At 39.8% G+C, this 18,181-nt stretch carries 11 protein-coding genes; 4 read left to right on the forward strand and 7 right to left on the reverse strand.

From position 1 onward, the window contains the following. Positions 1–127: 127 nt before the first annotated feature. From ACLCDV_RS04980 to ACLCDV_RS05005, 6 genes are all read right to left on the reverse strand, one after another. Positions 128–1,657, reverse strand: coding sequence for a sulfatase (locus tag ACLCDV_RS04980; protein WP_333576734.1), 1,530 nt, complete (start codon positions 1,655–1,657; stop codon positions 128–130). Between the two features lie 211 nt (positions 1,658–1,868). Beyond that, positions 1,869–3,056, reverse strand: coding sequence for a thioredoxin-like domain-containing protein (locus tag ACLCDV_RS04985; protein ID WP_317668247.1), 1,188 nt, complete (start codon positions 3,054–3,056; stop codon positions 1,869–1,871). A 92-nt stretch (positions 3,057–3,148) separates the two neighbouring features. Beyond that, positions 3,149–4,567 (reverse strand): RagB/SusD family nutrient uptake outer membrane protein, encoded by a 1,419-nt coding sequence (locus ACLCDV_RS04990; RefSeq protein WP_333576730.1) that lies wholly within the window; start codon positions 4,565–4,567, stop codon positions 3,149–3,151. A 12-nt stretch (positions 4,568–4,579) separates the two neighbouring features. Further along, complete coding sequence (locus ACLCDV_RS04995) at positions 4,580–8,056, reverse strand: SusC/RagA family TonB-linked outer membrane protein (protein WP_411973038.1); 3,477 nt, start codon at positions 8,054–8,056, stop codon at positions 4,580–4,582. A gap of 15 nt (positions 8,057–8,071) precedes the next feature. Next, positions 8,072–9,172 carry a FecR family protein gene (locus tag ACLCDV_RS05000; RefSeq protein WP_411973039.1) on the reverse strand — a complete coding sequence of 367 codons (1,101 nt, stop codon included), beginning with the start codon at positions 9,170–9,172 and terminating at the stop codon, positions 8,072–8,074. 61 nt (positions 9,173–9,233) lie between these two features. Further along, positions 9,234–9,800, reverse strand: a complete 567-nt coding sequence (locus ACLCDV_RS05005; protein ID WP_317668243.1) for an RNA polymerase sigma factor — start codon at positions 9,798–9,800, stop codon at positions 9,234–9,236. A 360-nt stretch (positions 9,801–10,160) separates the two neighbouring features. On the opposite strand from ACLCDV_RS05005, the gene ACLCDV_RS05010 reads away from it, so the two are divergent. Next, positions 10,161–11,246, forward strand: coding sequence for a glycoside hydrolase family 27 protein (locus ACLCDV_RS05010; RefSeq protein ID WP_411973040.1), 1,086 nt, complete (start codon positions 10,161–10,163; stop codon positions 11,244–11,246). Between the two features lie 206 nt (positions 11,247–11,452). On the opposite strand, the gene ACLCDV_RS05015 is transcribed toward ACLCDV_RS05010, so the two are convergent. Next, positions 11,453–12,181: a FadR/GntR family transcriptional regulator gene (locus ACLCDV_RS05015; protein WP_317668240.1), complete on the reverse strand. Its 729-nt coding sequence runs from the start codon at positions 12,179–12,181 to the stop codon at positions 11,453–11,455. Between the two features lie 147 nt (positions 12,182–12,328). On the opposite strand from ACLCDV_RS05015, the gene ACLCDV_RS05020 reads away from it, so the two are divergent. Genes ACLCDV_RS05020 through ACLCDV_RS05030 form a run of 3 tightly spaced genes read left to right on the forward strand, consistent with a single transcriptional unit; the run spans position 12,329 to position 18,143 of the window. After that, entirely contained in the window at positions 12,329–15,628 is a 3,300-nt protein-coding gene (locus ACLCDV_RS05020) for a SusC/RagA family TonB-linked outer membrane protein (protein WP_411973041.1), read from the forward strand. An 18-nt stretch (positions 15,629–15,646) separates the two neighbouring features. Further along, entirely contained in the window at positions 15,647–17,182 is a 1,536-nt protein-coding gene (nanU, locus tag ACLCDV_RS05025; RefSeq protein ID WP_411973042.1) for a SusD family outer membrane lipoprotein NanU, read from the forward strand. Positions 17,183–17,222: 40 nt separating this feature from the next. Continuing rightward, positions 17,223–18,143 (forward strand): dihydrodipicolinate synthase family protein, encoded by a 921-nt coding sequence (locus tag ACLCDV_RS05030; RefSeq protein ID WP_411973043.1) that lies wholly within the window; start codon positions 17,223–17,225, stop codon positions 18,141–18,143. The last annotated feature ends 38 nt before the right edge of the window (positions 18,144–18,181 follow it).

Genomic DNA, 18,181 nt, shown 5'->3' on the forward strand with positions numbered 1-18,181 from the left:
AAGGAGAATACTCATTTTGCTATGAGCGCATTGGTTTAAGTATATAGACCATACATTGACATGCTTTGAAGAAACGTATAGCAATAAAAAAAGGGTATCCAATAGATCGGATACCCTGATGGCGTAATTAGTCGATGTTGATTTTGTATATAGCTTCTGCTTCTTTGTCATCAAATTGGCGCATTTGTGTGATCAGTTTCTTTTTCATCAGTTTGACGACGCTTTGATAGGCAGGATCCTTGTAGACATTATGGAGTTCATTGGGATCCTTTTGAAGATCAAAGAGTTCCCAATTTTCGATTCGTTTATAATAGCGGATCAATTTATAACGGTCATCACGAACGCCAAAATGGGGGCTCACGGCATGTTCTCCATTTTCAAAATAATGATAGAACAGATCTTTGCGATGTTCCTCTTTGTTATTTTTCAGGACATGCACAAAAGATTCACCTTGCATGTCTTTCGGTTTTTTGATAGCAGCTAGCTCCAATAACGTGGGAGCGATATCAGCGTTGACAATTTTAGCATTTATAATTGAATTTGCGTGTAATAGCGCTGGGTACCGCATGACCATTGGTGTACGAAAAGATTCCTCATACATCCAACGTTTGTCGAACCAACCATGCTCACCCATATAAAAACCTTGGTCTGAAAGATAGATCACAATTGTATTTTCACGGAGTGATTTTTGATCCAAATAATCTAGTACTTTCCCAATATTGCGGTCCATAGATTGAGCCGTATTGAGATAATCAATCATATAACGTCTGAACTTCCATTCTGCAAGTTGCTTGCCTGTCAAATTACCTTGCTTTAGTTGTTCATAAATGGGCCGGTAATAGGCGATATAGCTATCCTTTTGAACTTGGTTCATCCGCTTGAAGTTACCGTCGGCCATCATGTCTTCCAACGAATTAAACATTTTGAGATCGTAGCCCATTTTCATGTCCTTGTCAATGGACATTTCCTGCAATGCGGCCGCAGGTCTACTTTGGTAATTATCGTAAAAAGTGGTTGGTAAGTTAAAGGTTGCAGTATCATAGCTGCCAAAGTCCTTTGGATCTGGCATCCAGGTACGGTGTGTGGCTTTGTGACCAATGACCAGACAAAATGGCTTATCAGCATCTACGGTATCGAGCCAGTCGATCGCTTTTTCGGTCACGATATCAGATACATAGCCTTCTGCACGTTTAAGGCCTTGTTTACTGATAAAATCTGGATTAAAATAGGTGCCCTGACCAACTAGAATATCATAATAATTGAAGCCTTGCAATTTGTCACCCAAATGAATCTTGCCCACCCAGGCGGTGTTGTACCCCACATTTTGCAACTGCTTGACAAAAAGATCCTGACTAAAGTCGAATTCAGAGGTTTCATTATCCTTGAATCCATTTTTATGGCTGTATTTCCCGGTTAACAATGTTGCGCGAGATGGGCCGCAAATGGAGTTATTAACAAATGCATTTTTAAATAGAGCTCCTTGATCAGCGATGCGGTCTATCTGGGGGGTCTTTCCATATTTTGATCCATAGGCACCAATGGTTTGGTAAGCGTGATCATCCGAAATAATAATGACGATATTTGGTCTTTTCTGTGCAGATGAGGTTTTGTAAAAGATGGATGTCAGTAGGGCAAATAAAAAGATCCTGATTTTCATTGTTCTGTCGGTTTAAATTGAATAGTATACCTCGTTTATAACTATGCCGGATAGCGCGTAGCTATAAACAGGTTTCTCATGCTCCACTAAGATAGTAATTATTATGTATTACATAAAATAGGATTGCAGATTTATTGAACGAAAAAATGTATTTTTTATATGACGGTTTTATGGTGCGGACCGAAGCGAAAAGTCCGCACAATAAGGCCTGTTATTTTGAGAGTTCCTCCAGCGCCTGGTCTAGGCTTGCTCCCCGCATACCATGTTTAATGATGGTGCCATCTGAGTCGATCAGGAGGGCGTAGGGAATACCCTGGATGTCGTAACTTTGCGCAATCTTACTGTTGAAACCTTCACGGGCATTGTATTGGTTCCAAACCATAAGTTCTTCGCTCATGGCTTTTTTCCAGTCAGCTTCTTTTTCATCAAGTGAAATGCTTACGATGTCAAAACCTTTGTCTTTCCATGTGGCATAAGTATGTCTTAGATGGGGAATTTCACCTCTACAAGGGCCACACCATGAAGCCCAAAATTCAAGTAAAATATATTTTTTGTCTTTTGGGAATATTGATGTTAACTGTACCCTGTTCCCTTCTTTATCCAAGATAGGGCCATCTAATATTTTTGAACCAATAGCTGTTGCTTTGGCCTTTGTTATTGCAGCCTGTAATTCAATATAGGCTGTTTTACCTGTCCATGATGATTCAAAAATTTTGAGCAGTTCATCCATTTGTGCTTTGGAGAGGCTTTCTTCGCCATAGCCCATGACCATGTAAGAGGCTTCATCCAAAGCAACCCGAGCTGTTGGGTTGCTTTTAATAAACGCCCATTTTTTTTCGAAAACCGTTTTCTTATACGGCGCCATTTCTTTAAGAATGGAAATTCCCCGATCTGTATTGAATTTTCCATCGATTGCCGGCAGGTGATACTCCTGCATATAGTCCTTGTCTAGTTTGCTTAACGCAGTTTTTTGCTGAACGATGCTTCGATTTAATTGATCCGCCAAGCTTTGCGCTTGAGAGCCTTCAATGATAGGTTTTTGGTTTGGCAAATTCGGATTATAATAATAAGATGGAAGGCTATCGATGTGGCCGGTCAGCTGGACACTTCCCTTGTCTAAGTAGAATACGCTTGCTTTCCAAAGTTTCTGCTCTGAACCTTCTGTGGGAGCAATAATGATTCTAACCAGTTCGGGAGCAGAAATAGATCCTTTGATTTGAAACTTATTATTTTTGATGACGGCACTTCCAATTTTATTTTGCCCATTGTTGGCCCAAAGACCAACGATCTGTCCGTTTGCTTTTTTTCCATCGATTTTGCCGGCAAGCGTGTACGTAATTTGTGCATGTGTGAGTAGCGTAAACGCACCGAAAGTAAGCGTTAAAAGTAGTTTTTTCATTCGTTATCAATTTTGCTGAATGCTCAGCGGTTCTTATATAGTTTGTCTGCTTAAATGTCTGTGCCGATTTGTATGGGCAGAGGCGCAATGTTTTAAAGTGGATTTTGTTGCAATTGCTTGTTTCCTGCTAATGCAGCTTGGGGTAATGGTAAAACCAGTTGAGCGTTCGATTTGATCGTCGACTTGATTGCATTTAAATCCACATTTCCTGCGTGATAGTAACGGACAAAATCAAACCAATCTTCGCCATTTTCGGTAAGTAATTCCAGCATTTTATGTTGAAAGATAGTGTTGAGTAGTATTTTGTTACTGATGCTCATGGCATAATCTGTGGGGTAGCCAACACGAGACGCCATCGTTTGAAAACTTTGACGGGCTGTATCATAATGACCGTTTCTAGCAGACGCTTCGGCATGGATGAAATAGATTTCACCTAGACGTAGTATCATTTGTGTGTTGTGTTTACCGGTGCCATTCAGCGAATAAGGATGCTTACCATTACCCTGAGCGCCTGCTAGTGTCGGATTAAACATGAGGTAAAACCGTTGGTCATAACCCTCACCTGTATTGAGATTGCCATCATTGCCTCCGCCAATCAGCATATCAGCCACACGTTTCGTATTTTCGCTATAGGTTGTGCGGGCAATTTGATCGGATGCGGATTCCATCGGACCTTCGGTATAGGTCGCAAAAAGTGCTTCAGGCGAATCGTATCCATTGATGAAGATGCTTCTAAAGGACTTCTCTAGTTGGTAGCCATTACCCTTAGCGAAGTCAATAGCTTCTTTAGCAATATTTTCAGCTTCATTGTATTTACCCATATGTAAAAGCACTTTTGCTTTCAGGGCTTTTGCAGTCGCTTTTGTGGCGTAATAATGGAATTCATTGCTTTGCGGGGCGTGGGCAATCGCTTCGTTCAGATCTGCCAGTATAAAATCATAGCTTTCCTGTACGGTTGCTCGTGCTGCGGTTTCCGTCCCTGTAAAAGGTGAATTTCTCAACACAATACCATAAGGAGACAATAGATCAAAGAAATAACCAAAATGACGGAGTACCTGAAAATGGGCGAGGGCCCGTTGGAGCTTACATTCGGCAATAATTTCTTGGACACGTTGTTCGGGCGCACCTTTTGCGTCCCCTCTTTCCATCAGCTTAATCAAATTATTTGCTGTGTTGATTGTTAGGTAGGAACCTTGATAGATATTGACGAGAGCAACATTGCTGGCTTGTACGCTGTTGGTGACAAATTCCTGACCTCCGGTCAGGCCGCCACCTTTACTTACTGCGTTTCCTGAAAGAATGGACATATAAAGCCTAAATGAGGATACGTTAAATGTCCGCCAGCTTTTGTATACCCCACGTAAAACCGATTCTGCCGATGCTAGATTATAGACGACATTGTCTTCTTCCATTTTATAATAAGGTTTGATATCATCGATATCACCTACCATGGAGCAGGAATTCATGGTCAATGTTCCTGCCAGTACTATTCCCAAATATTTTATCTTCATATTGATCGTAAATTAAAATGCTGCTTTAATACCTAGAGAAAATGTTTTTGACATCGGATAAGCGTCGTTGCTGGATGTACTTGTTGTAATGTATGTCCCGGTAAACTCAGGATCTAAACCCGGCCATTTGGTGATGGTCCATAAATTGGACGCTGAAGCAAATACCGATATTTGTTTGATAGACCATTTTTCTGTCAACGCTGTCGGGAGTGCATAACTTACATTGATGTTTTTAAGGCGTAGAAAGGATGTCTCATATACCAAACGGTCAGAAGTTCTTGAATTTGATGCCGGGTCATAATAGGTTATTTTGGCGAAATGGGCATCAGGTTTCGTAGGTGACCACATATCATCATAGATTTCCTGTTGAAGGCTCTGACCTAACATGCCAAAGAGGCTTGTCTGAAAGTCATCCATTACTGCTGCTGCTCCTTTGGAATATTGAAATATGAAAGAAAAATTAAAATTTTTATAATGCATACGGTTATAAAAACCGCCGAAATATTTTGGTTGCGCAGTAGCGATAACCTGACGGTCGTTTGTATTGATGACACCGTCGCCATTGAGATCCCTATATTTGTAGTCGCCAATCCCTGTGGCCATATTTTGATAATACCCTGTCGGTGAACTACTGTTCAGTTCATCAATTTCTGCCTGTGAGTCAAAGATTTTTTCGACCAAATAGCCTTTTCTGGTACCAGCAGGATAACCCTCTATGTAACTATCTAAGGAATAGGTGTTAATATTTGCTCCGTTTAAGTGTTCGATTTTATTTCGGTTGCGGGCGATATTGAAAGATAGGTTCCAGGTGAAATCCCGTTTTTTGATCAGGTCATAGGCTAATTCGATCTCAAACCCTTTATTGCTCATATCGATGATATTTGCGGAATAGGTACTGGATCCTGCTTCCAAGGAAATTGGAGCCGGTGCCAATGCACCAGTCGTATAGCGATCGTAAAGATCAACACTACCTGTGAACCGATTATTGAAGAATGCGAAATCCAAACCCGTGTTATACTCACGCGTTTTTTCCCATTTCACATCACGGTTAGGAACATTCAGATCTAATACAATTGCCGGTTTACCTGCCCAGAGGTCATTGGAACTGCGTACAAAAAACTGACGGTATAAAAAGTTACTGATATTGGTTGACCCCGTATTGCCCCAGCTCAGACGTAGTTTTAGGTCGCTGATCCAATCCACAGTTTGCAGAAACTGTTCGTTATTGATGCGCCAACCCATGGACAAGGATGGAAAATATGCACGTTTATTGCCTGGACCAAATTTGGAGGATTCATCTGAGCGGAAGTTGGCTTCAGCTAGATATCGATCTTTGTATTTGTAGCTTAAGCGACTGTAAATCGAATTTAACCCTTGGTCAGTTCGGAAGTAAGTGAAAAATGTATTTCGCGCCGCTGATCCGGGGTCTGTTAGAATTTCATCGTCAGGGAATTCCTCGTAGCTGTTTGAATCACCCGAATTTTTGGAACGATCAAATCCAAAACCAGCCATGGCATATAATTGATGCCCGTTCTTTTTCCAATCGTAGTCAGCCCTGAAATTGAGACTTGTATTGCTGTTGTTGGAGGTGTTGGTATTCAACGTCGCATATAAATTGGTACCGAAGGCAGTATAGTCATCCTGTGTATAGGTCGGTGCAAAAATATGAGCTGTGCCATTGTAAGATGCAATGCTAATGTCGCCGCGCAATTTAAAATGCTGAAATACTTCGTATTCAGCATAAGCAGCTCCCAAAAATTGCTGCATATTGTTTATGCCACGATTGCTGAGCTGAGCCAACGGACTGGATAACATCACCGGAGCGCCATACATCAACGTGCCGTCAATACGATTGAATTTTCCATCGGCATCGTATGCCTCTAAATCAGGTCTTACGAGCCAAGGCTTCGTATTACCTTCAGCGAACAATTGCTGTCCATATTTTAATGTATTGTAAGCGTAAGACAAAGATGCTCCAGCAGTAAGATGATCTGTAACGTTACTATCGAACGATAGACGACTACTGTAACGTTTAAGACCGTTGTTGATATATAATCCTTCTTGATCAAATGCATTAAAGTTGAACGCTAGGTTACTGTTATCCGAGCCGCCATTTAGAGAGAGGTTAAATTGCGAAGTACGGGCATTTTTTTTGCGAATTATTTGTGTCCAATCGGTATTTGCTTTGCCAAAGGCCTCGTTGTTCAATCCATCATAACGGTATTTCAAGGGAGTGCCATATCCGTCATCTGCTAATGGGCTTACGAAGGCAATTTGTTGTATAGCGGGGATTTGGTTATAGTAGGCCTCGTAAGGATCAATTTTACCGTCATTGATTCCATCTATCGTGTTTTGGATAATGCTATGCTGTGCGTCCTTAAATTGTTCTGCAGATAAAGGCTTATACATGTGTGTCGGGTTATTGACGGAATGTGTATAGTCTGCTGAAATTGTAAAGGGTTTATTTTTTTTTCCGCGATTTGTCTTGACAATGACGACACCATTTGCCCCACGCGATCCGTAAATAGCTGTTGCAGCGGCATCTTTAAGGATGTCAATACTTTCGATTTCTGAAATGGGTATATTTGAAAGCGGATTTATCGTTGGAATATCAGAATAACCCTCGATAAAAAATGGTACTCCGTCGATCACATATAAAGGTTCATTGGTGCTGCCCGATAAGGGAGATGTAATCCCCCGAATATTGAGCTTTGCAGTTGATCCGGGCGCACCGGAATTCTGTGTTACCAGAACACCTTTTGCTGCGCCACCTAGAATAGATTCAAAAGTAGCGGCATTATTACTGAAGTCTGCTAATTTTTCCTGATTAATGGAAGAAATGGAACTTGTCAGATCCTTTTGTTGTTTGGCTCCATAACCGATAACAACAACCTGATCCAATCTGGCGTCAGCGAGTCGCATCGTCATATTTTGATTAAGTTTTGCTGTATTTAAATGAATCATGGATGCGGTTGTCAGATAACCGATATAACTGTAGGAGAGCTGATAGGTACCGTAAGGGACATCGGCAAAGGTGTAATTTCCTTTTGGGTCAGAGACAGTAAGAAGGTCGAGTCCTTCTCCGACGATTTTGATCGTTACGCCTGGTAGGGCTGTATTGTCATCAATGCGCTTGATTGTACCGGATATGGTGCCTAGTTGTTGCTGCTTGTTTTTTATAATAATAGTTTTATTTTCAATCTGAAAGGTCAGGGGCTGTCCTTGGAAAATATCTATCAGTACATCCTTGAGATTTTTATCCTTGACAGACAAGGTTACCGGATAGGTGTTTTCTAACATATCATCGGCATACAGGAAACGGTAAGAGCTCTGGTTCTCAAGCCTTTTTATAATTGTTTTTAAATTGCTTTCATGTGTCTGTAGGGTGATTTTCTGCGCATAGGCGGCTACAGAAAAGTCCGTAAAAAAAGCAGTAAGAAGTAACAATGTAAGATAAAATCTTACATGATTAAAATACTTAATATTCATAAACTTTAGTGTTTGTTAGTTTGCTTTTACATAAATTGTCTGGTTGTCAACAATAAATTTTACTTTTCCGGTTATTGAAAGTAGACGGAGGGCCTGGTCGACATGTTGATATTTTGATATACTTCCAGTAAAGCGTATTTGAGCGATGTCTTTCGTCTCGAACCTAACTTGGACATTGTACCATCTGGACAATTGCTGCATGATATCGCCCAAAGGTTCACTGTCAAATAGAAAGATATCTTCCTTCCATGTTGTGACAGATGTTGTTTTCGTCTTTGAAACCAGTACCCGCTGACCGTTATATAGTGCCTGATCCCCCGGGAGAAGGATTGCCTGTCCTTTAGGCGTTGAGATCTGAACTTTCCCCTCCAACAGTGTGGTGGTTATGTTTTTTTCATCGCGATAGGCATGTATATTAAACTTGGTGCCTAATACGGTGAGCTGCTGATCTTTGGACCCTACAATAAATGGTTTGTGCTTATTTTTGGCAACTTCAAAATAACCCTCGCCAATCATTTTTATTCGACGTTCATTGCCTTCAAATTGAGATGGGAATTCGAGTTCAGATTCTGAATTGACGACCACTAGTGAACTATCTGCTAGCCTAATTTTGAACTGACCTCCGCGAGGTACAATCAATTTATTTAATTCTCCTCCGGTTTTGTTGTCAGCTTGTACTTCATAGGAAATCGTTGCGTTATCAAGTTTTTTAAGTTTGATGCCATTGGCATTTATCGTTTCCCCTATTCGTAGGGTATTGAGGTTTACTGAGTCTTTTGACCCCATAAATAACATTGCTCGATATCCCACAGGCTGAATTTTGGTGGACGTGTTTTCGATATCCTTTTTAGTTTTTTGAACTAAAAAATACGTCGCAGTAGACAAGAGTAAAATACCCCATATGGCGGCCGCATAGCGAAGAAGTGTTTTCTTTGTTTTTTGTTGTGGAGCGATGGTCTTCCAAGTCTGTAATTTTATTGATTCAAATTCTTCAACCTGTACAGGATGCTTAAAGTCTAGGTTACTATACCAGGATTCGACAAAGATGATTTCATCTTCTGTGCATTGTTGATTCGTGTATCGCTTTAAAAGGGCTATAATTTCTTTTTCCGTCATCACCGTTTAAATGGGCTTTTATAAACAGGACAAGACTGTTGATCGATGGGAGTAGAGAAATTTAAAAAAAAGTAAAAAGTACGTAATTAACCTTCTTCTTAAGTATTTTGAGAGCATTGGCCACCTGTTTTTTTACAGTTAACTCCGAAATAGCCATGAGGTCTGCAATTTCCTTATGTGAGAGTTCCTGATTCCTACTGAGCAGGTAAATCTGTTTCATCTTAAGCGGTAGCGCATCTATTTCATTTTGAATAATTTTCTCGAGTTCGTTTTTATGAATCGTGCGTTCAGTTGTTGCTTCAAAATGGGTTTTGAAATAATGATACAGCTCCTCACGTTCATTTTGTTTTTTTGTCTTGATATAGTAATTAATAATACTATTGCGAAGCGAAGCGAAAAGAAAGTTGATTACTTGTCCATTGATATTGATTTGTTCGCGTTTGTTCCAGATATTCATAAAAAGATCTTGAGTAAGGTCCTGAGCATCCTCTTTTGATCTCAATTTATGCAAAGCATGAGAAAATAGTATATAGAACAAGCGGTCGTATAAAACTTTATACGCCTCAGCATTATTCAGCTTTATCAGCTCGAAAAGTTGTTCGTCACTACATTCCTTATATTTTTCCAAGTCGGAAACGATATTAAAAATTGAATAGTCATCATGACAATCTTCGTTAAACTCCTCAAGCTGTATACCTGCTAAATTTCGGGTTTTAGTTAGCTGTTGTGAGTATCAAATTTCTGTATGAATACTTTCAATTCAGTCCATAATAGATGTTTGAAGGTTATCAATTGGGGCTAAGGTAATAAATATTATGTATTACATAAAATTATTTGTTTTATTGAATTTACTTTTTCATATTGTTGGCATTATGGTATTTTTATTAGCAAAGCACTACGAGCTCGAAGGAGCAGAGAAATACAACTCGTTTTTTATGGGGGGATCCTACGATATTTGTATGATGATTTTCACATCCAAAATAACTTTATGAATTCTAACATATTATTTAAAAGCTTCATTTTAGCAAGTTTACTAGTTAAGAATAGCTTTAGTGCAATTGGTCAGGAAGTCAAGGCGCCCATTATGGGGTGGAGCAGTTGGAATAGTTTTCGGATTCATATTGATGAAAAGTTGATCCGAGAACAGGCCGATGCCATGGTTGCGACTGGTTTACATGATGCAGGATACAGATATATTAATGTCGATGACGGGTATTTCGGGGGGAGGGACGAACTGGGAAATCTTTACGAAGATCGGTCAAAATTTCCCGGTGGAATGCGGGCTCTATCCGATTATATTCATTCCATGGGATTAAAAGCGGGATTGTATTCGGAGGGAGGAAAAAATACCTGTGGTTCTATCTGGGACAAAGATCCAAAAGGTATTGGGGTAGGAATGTATGGTCATGAAGACCAAGATGCGCAGTTATTTTTTAAAGAATGGAATTTTGATTTCATCAAAGTGGATTGGTGTGGTGGATTGGAAATGAAGCTCGATGATCGCGAGCAATATACAAAGATAATAACCGCAGTGCAGGCTGTTCGCCCAGATGTAGGTTTTAATCTTTGCCGTTGGCAATTTCCAGGGGAATGGGCCATTAAACACGTAGATTCCTGGCGCATCTCGCAAGATATACAACCAAATTTTGCTTCTGTGCTACATATTATTGATCTCAATCGTAATCTTTATCCATATAGCTCTCCAGGTCACTATAACGATATGGATATGCTTCAAGTGGGAAATGGAATGACTCATGAAGAAGATAAAACGCATTTTTCAATGTGGTGTATGTTAAATTCACCTTTGATGGCCGGAAATGATCTACGTAAAATTTCAAAAGAGACACTCGCTATATTGACGAACAAAGAAATGATCGCGCTTAATCAGGATAAGGCTTTTAAGCAAGCACAAGCTGTGTTTAAAGCGGGTGAGGTAGAAGTATGGAAAAAAGACCTGGCAGATCCAAAGCGTAAAGCACTTGCAATACTTAATAGATCAGACAACGAGACGATGTTTAAATTAGATACTAAAGTGCTGAATTTATCTCCAAAAAATCGCGTCAGAGATTTATAGCTTCATCGCGATGAAGGCAACCTTGGTCAGAATAGAAAGTTCATTCTTCCTCCGCATGGAATAATTGTACTGTTGCTGTCTGAATAACAAAGTGCCAACTTATGTAATAGCCAGACGGAAGAATCAAGTAGAAATAGTTTAAAGAAAAAGCCCAATCATATGATTGGGCTTTTTTGTCGTGTTGTGAATCGATCTCGTAAAAGAGATTATCCAACAGATTTTTTATATAAAAAAAGTCTTTGATAATGATTGTCAAGATGCTTGCGCATGGCATTTCGAAAAACTTCAGCATTGCCGACCTTCAATATATCAACTAAGCCTCGGTGTGAGATGAAGCTTTTCGATGGACTAGGACTGGTCAGTAAACCGCTGCTATGGACATATTGAAAAACAGGTAATAGCATGTTCTGGAAGTCTTTTAGAATCGTATTTCCAGTGATTTCATAAAGCTTACCGTGAAAGGCTATTTCTGTTTCAATGTCGAAAATTGTATTATCTGCATTTATAGGTTCCTTGGCAACGATCGCTTCCAGCTCCTCAATGTCTTTTTCCTGTATATGCTCAAAAAGAATATCCGCCATACCCACCTCCAGCACCATGCGCATTTCAAAAAGATCCTGTAAGGTCTTATTTTCCATGATGGTTGGATAAAGTGATTTGCGCAGCGGTTTTATAAGATCTGGACTTGTTAGAACGGCACCACGATGTTTTTTCGATTCGATCAATCCGACCATACGTAACCGCAACATAGCTTCGCGAACTACTGTACGACTTACACCAAGGGTTTCGGCCAATTCAATTTCTTTAGGTAAAGCATCTCCAACCTTTAAGCCTTGATTGACAAAAAGATTGATGATTTCTTTTTCAGCACGGTCTACTAGTGAAGAGGTATCAATTGTATTCAGATGTTCGATCAACGAAGAATTCGGTTCCATATATATTACATATAGCGCATTAGGCGCATTAAGACAAAGATAATTAATAAAAGTGATTAATATGTTATACATAATTTAATTAAAATTTGTTTTTTATATTTTGTTATTTATATATTTGCATATATGTAATACTTAATACAAACCAATATGTATTCAAACCTAAAATTACGAACCCTTCTCACGCTGTCTGTTTTGATGGGCAATTTGCTTTTAGCGCAGGCACAAGACCATGCGGTGCGGGGAAAAATTACCGATGCAAAGACAGGAGAGCTGCTAAGCAATGTGACTGTAAAAGTCAAGGGATCCAACCAATCTTTGCAGACAAATGCTGATGGGACTTTCTCAATCAGTACCAATCCCAATACTATTTTAGTCATCACGTCTACGGGGTATAGACCATTTGAAGTAAAAGTTGGGCAATTAAATCAATTGGATATCAAACTTGAATCCAAGGTTGAGCAAATGGATGAAGTGGTGGTGGTGGGATATGGAACACAAAACAGGAGAAGTGTAACTGGTTCCATCGCCAAAGTAGATAAAACTGTTTTGCAAAATACGCCCCGTTCTAATGTTGCTACAGCATTGCAGGGAACTGTACCTGGATTACAGGTGGTAAACAAATCGGGTACACCCGGGGCGGCGCCTATGTTAAAATTGCGCGGTGGAGCATCAATTAAAAGTTCTAGTCCCCCTTTAGTTGTAATAGATGGTGTCATTCGTGAAATGAATGATGTGAGTTCGGATAATATCGAATCCATCGAACTTTTAAAAGATGCTTCTGCAACGGCAATATATGGTGCTCGTGCAAATAATGGCGTAGTTTTGATCACAACGAAAACTGGTAAATCGGGACAGTCAACTATATCTTATAAATTCACAGGAGGCTTTAACCAACGTCGTGAGGGGTATCGTTACATGAATGCTGGGGATTACATTTATTATACGCGCTTGGGGTATTTAAATGCCGGTAAGACGATTGAGACAGCTAATGGCTCCAGGGGTTTGGGATTATTGACTGATAATGCAAATTTATCTTCGTTTGATATTCGTCGTTACACAGCTGACTTGGATCCATTGCTAGCGAAAGGGTGGCAACTTGTAGATGATCCGTATGGTGGTCAGATAATTTATAAAGATCATTCGGGTGAAGTTGAGGATATCTTATTTCGAAATACCTATACAAAGGATCATTATGTAAATGTATCGGGCGGTAACGATCGAGGAAAATATTTCGCTGCATTTGATGCATATGATGAGAATGGAATCATTGTAGGCTCCAACTATAAAAGATATACTGCAGATCTAAATGGTTCATATAAGCTGAAACCGAATCTGGAGGTAGCAACCTCGGTCAATTTGTCAACTGCTTCTCAATATGGCGTTGGCGGATCGGAAGTAAGTGCATTATATCGGAATTTGGCTATTTGGCCAACATTTAATCCTTGGGTTGATGAGGCGAAGACGAGACCCAATCCAGGCAACGGCATCAATGATGGGAATCCATTGTATTGGTTGAGCCGTATGGAGAGAAATAATGAAACGAATCGCATTGTCGTAAATGGTTCTCTAAAATGGGATATTATTCCTGGTCTATACCTCAAGGTCTCCGGAAATGCCTATATGAAAGAGTTATTGAATGAGTTCTTTCAAAAATCGACCCAGACCTATGCTAATGTGTTTTCTAACCCCGAAACAATAGGCAGTACGTCAAGAGATGCTTATCGCAATATAAATCGAGATTTCCAAACACAGTTTAACGGTATTTTAAATTATACCAAAACATTTGGTGAGAAGCATAATCTGAACGCTATGCTTGGTGCAGAATATTTTAATACGAAAACTGATTTTATGCAGGTGTATGGGAAGAATGCGCCTACTGATGATATACCGACCGTCAATGCTTCGACTGTTTTTGTGGCTGGAAATAACACATCCTCAAAATCTGAATATCGAATTATTTCGTCCATGGGACGTTTGGCTTATGATTATGATGGGAAATATTTGTTGAATGCCGTATATCGTTTGGATGGGGTTTCGAGTTTAGCAGATGGCCATCGTTGGGGCTTTTTCCCAGGTCTTTCTGCAGGCTGGAATGTTCATCAAGAAACATTTTTTAAGAATACCAAATTAACAGATTATATTTCAACTTTGAAGCCTAGACTGAGTTACGGAGAAAATGGAAATATAAACGGATTAGGCAGATATGAAGTTCAGGGAACCTATTCCTTGCAAACCAATTATAATGGAACCGCTGGATACCTCAATACACAGCCGGTAAATGGAAATTTAGTTTGGGAAACGAGTAAAACGACAGGTGTAGGTTTAGATTTAGGTTTATGGAAAGACCGCGTAACTTTACTATTCGATTATTACAATAGAAAAACTAAAAACCTTTTAACAGATCTGACTCTGCCTAGTTATATCGGCTTCTCGTCTATAAATACCAACTTAGGGACTTTACAAAATAAAGGCCTGGAGTTTGGGTTACAGGCTCGCGTGCTTAGAAATCCCGATGGTATTAATTTGAATATTGGCGCCAATGCCGCATTTGTTAAAAATAAAATACTGGAGCTGCCGAATAATGGAAACGAAAATAATCGTCAAGGTGGTTTACAGATCTATGATCCAACATCGGGTCAAGTTAAATGGGTAGGTGGATATCAGGAGGGGCAATCGCTGGGCGATATCTACGCATATAAACAAGTATCAATATTTAAAGATGATGCTGAGGTAAGTTCAATTGCCGGAAACCGCACGGATAATATTGCAGGAATTACTGGGCCTAATCTCCCTGTTGGAAAAAATGGAAGAATTACTCCTGGAGATGTCAATTGGCTGGATGTCGATGGAAATGATATTATCGATTCACGTGATCAAGTGTATATCGGCAATATTAATCCAAAATGGACGGGTGGATTTACAACGAATTTAAGTTATAAGAATCTGAGCCTTTTTTCAAACTGGGAGTTTGCGCTGGGACATAAGATTTACAATGATCTTGTCGCAAGAACATTGGGGAATTATCAGGGCACATTCAATTATATTGAGCTGCAAAAGCAAGCTTGGTCACCAACCAACACTATAACAGACATTCCAAAGGTTTATTTTGCGGATCAGGTTGGTGGTTCCAAACAGAATTATACACGTGGAAACAATGCGAATGCGGTGTTGAATAGCAACAATTCGAGGTTTTATGAAAAAGGAGATTATTTGGCACTTCGTGAGCTCACTCTTTCCTACGACATGCCCAAATCATTGCTCGAAAAATCGCGGGTATTTTCGCATGCACGAATTTATTTTACCGGATCTAATCTTTTTTACATCACAAAATTCTCGGGTCCATCACCTGAGCCTCCAGTAGATGCGAATAATTTGGTTACAGGTATATACCTAGGTACTTATCCTACACCAAGATCGTATGTCCTCGGTGTTCAACTATCCTTTTAATCTTAAAAATTGAAAACGATGAAAATCAATATAAAAACCTTAAGCTTGGCAACGGTATTGGGACTAGGCCTATTAAGTTCTTGCAATAAAAATCTAGAATTAAATCCTGTAAGTACAATTAGCGATGGGAATTACTGGAAGACAGCCGATCAATTTGATTCGTTTGTGAGTGGTCTACACGCAAGATTTCGGAATCATGAGCGCGCATTTGTACTTCTGGGTGAATACCAGGGGGAGGTCTTTGGCAATGATCCCGGAACGACATCGTCTTTTACAGGGGAAGCTCCGCAAGGGCTGGAAAGAATGTGGAATCATAATTTAGATCTTGATAATCCAGGGGTGAGCAATTTCGGGGCTTTTTACGAAAATATCAATCAGATAAATTTGTTGATCAGTAAACTTAACACGACTGATATTGTGACCGCGCAGAATAAAGGTTACTATTTAGGAATTGCTTATGGAATGCGTGCATTTTACTATTTTCAGTTGTATCGTTCCTGGGGAGATGTTGTCCTGCAAACAGAGCCTGTCGGCAATATCGATATCACCAACCTTGCTAAAGCTGCTTCTCCAGCTTCGGATGTTTTAGGGCTTGTTACTTCGGATTTAGAAAGCTCTTTGACTTCTTTTGGAACAGACTATTCCGTGAAGAATACAAAATCGTATTGGTCAAAAGCTGCAACATTAATGCTTAAAGCAGAAGTGAATCTTTGGAATGCACATCGAGGCGGCGGCAAAGATGCTGCCTTAACAGCCAAAAATGCTTTATCGGAAATAAAATCAAATCTAACTTTGTCTCTGCAATCAGATTTTTCGGGCCTATTTTCTTCAGGCAATCGCGGTAATGGTGAAATGATTTTTGTGGTGCGTCATCAATTAAATGAAGCGACTTTAGGCTTTATATCCGATTTCGTTCCACAATCGGGTCTTATCGCAAATTATTATGATTCGCTTTCCAACAGAAAATTCACCGTAACAGCTGAAAACTATGGTGGAATACTACGTGCACCAACCCGTATCCGTTCGTACCGGGACTATAACGATTTGGATCAACGTAAAAACACATCCATCCAAGCGGCCTATTCAAAAGATGCGACAGGAAAGTTCAATTTGGCCGGTTGCTTCCTAAAAAAATATCAAGGTGAACAAAATGCTGGATCTCGCGCATTTACGAATGATTTTCCAATCTATCGTTATGCAGATTTACTCTTGCTGTTAGCTGAAGCCAAAGTGCTACTGGGTGAAAGCCCCAAAGAGGAAATCAATTTGGTTCGAGCAAGAGCTTTTGGAAGTAATTATAACGAAGGTACTTTTGGTTTTCCAAATCAGAAGATAGACAGTGATCCCATGGAAGCAATTTTGAAAGAACGCAAATTGGAATTTATTGGCGAGGGGAAATATTGGTATGATTTGAGAAGAATGGGCGATAGCTTTGTTTATAAGTATACATCATTGCCCGTAGCAGAATCATTTCGCCTTTTATGGCCAATTAATAGGGATGCGCTGACAAATAACCGGCTCTTGGTTCAAACGAAAGGTTATACATCGTTTTAGTTACATTTTAAAAAATAATACAATATTAAATACACATATCATGCTAAATCAAAAAATCTCAGGATTAATTGCAGCGCCATTTACTCCTTTCGATGAAAACGGAGAATTGAATCTTGAGCTGATTCCGCAATACTATGCGATGTTAAAGCGCAATCGGGTAACGGGTGCCTTTATTTGTGGCTCTACCGGAGAAGGGGTGTCGTTGACTTTTGAGGAAAAAGTTGCGGTCATGACAGCTTGGGCCAGATTAACGAAAGAGGATAATGCATTTACACTCATGATGCTTCTGGGCGGAACGAATATCAAAGAATGCCAACAATTGGCTAGGCTGGCCGAGCATGCAGGGGTAGATGTTGTTTCATTTACTTCACCATCTTATTTCAAACCTGCTAATGTGGATCAATTGGCAAAATGTTGTGTCGAAATTGCAAGTGCTGCGCCGAATACGGCTTTCTATTATTACCATATCCCGGTATTGACCGGTGGAAACTTCCCGATGATCGACCTGTTGAAGCAGATTGATGGCGTAATACCCAATTTTAAGGGAATCAAATATACGCACGAAGACTTTATGGATTTTTTAAGTTGCATGAATTATGCAGATCGCAAGTATGATATGTTATGGGGAAGAGATGAGAATATGCTGTCCGCTTTAGTATTGGGTAATAAAGGAGCCGTTGGAAGTACCTATAACTACGCAGCACCTTTGTATCTTGCGCTCATAGATGCTTATGACAGCGGAGATATAGAAAAAGCGAATGCTTTACAGCAAAAGTCTATCGATATGATCACATTACTAGGAAAGTATGGCGGTATTTCGGTCGGGAAAGCTTATATGAAATTAATTGACCTTGACTGCGGAGCATTTAGACTACCTGTGAACAATATGTCGACAGCGCAATTTGAGCTCTTTAAGAATGATGTGAACAAACTTAATTTTCAGACGTTTTGTGCACAGTAAAAAAGATCTCCCTCTCGCGATGAGCATCATGTGTGCTT

The organism is Sphingobacterium sp. Lzh-3 (assembly GCF_046764375.1).
In the GTDB taxonomy this organism is placed as follows: Bacteria; Bacteroidota; Bacteroidia; order Sphingobacteriales; family Sphingobacteriaceae; genus Sphingobacterium.

What these genes read in the sequence shown, in the direction of transcription:
- ACLCDV_RS04980 (WP_333576734.1), bottom strand. Translation starts at nt 1,657, where the DNA reads ATGAAAATCAGGATCTTTTTATTTGCCCTACTGACATCCATCTTTTAC.
- ACLCDV_RS04985 (WP_317668247.1), bottom strand. Translation starts at nt 3,056, where the DNA reads ATGAAAAAACTACTTTTAACGCTTACTTTCGGTGCGTTTACGCTACTC.
- ACLCDV_RS04990 (WP_333576730.1), bottom strand. Translation starts at nt 4,567, where the DNA reads ATGAAGATAAAATATTTGGGAATAGTACTGGCAGGAACATTGACCATG.
- ACLCDV_RS04995 (WP_411973038.1), bottom strand. Translation starts at nt 8,056, where the DNA reads ATGAATATTAAGTATTTTAATCATGTAAGATTTTATCTTACATTGTTA.
- ACLCDV_RS05000 (WP_411973039.1), bottom strand. Translation starts at nt 9,172, where the DNA reads ATGACGGAAAAAGAAATTATAGCCCTTTTAAAGCGATACACGAATCAA.
- ACLCDV_RS05010 (WP_411973040.1), top strand. Translation starts at nt 10,161, where the DNA reads ATGAATTCTAACATATTATTTAAAAGCTTCATTTTAGCAAGTTTACTA.
- ACLCDV_RS05015 (WP_317668240.1), bottom strand. Translation starts at nt 12,181, where the DNA reads ATGGAACCGAATTCTTCGTTGATCGAACATCTGAATACAATTGATACC.
- ACLCDV_RS05020 (WP_411973041.1), top strand. Translation starts at nt 12,329, where the DNA reads ATGTATTCAAACCTAAAATTACGAACCCTTCTCACGCTGTCTGTTTTG.
- nanU (WP_411973042.1), top strand. Translation starts at nt 15,647, where the DNA reads ATGAAAATCAATATAAAAACCTTAAGCTTGGCAACGGTATTGGGACTA.
- ACLCDV_RS05030 (WP_411973043.1), top strand. Translation starts at nt 17,223, where the DNA reads ATGCTAAATCAAAAAATCTCAGGATTAATTGCAGCGCCATTTACTCCT.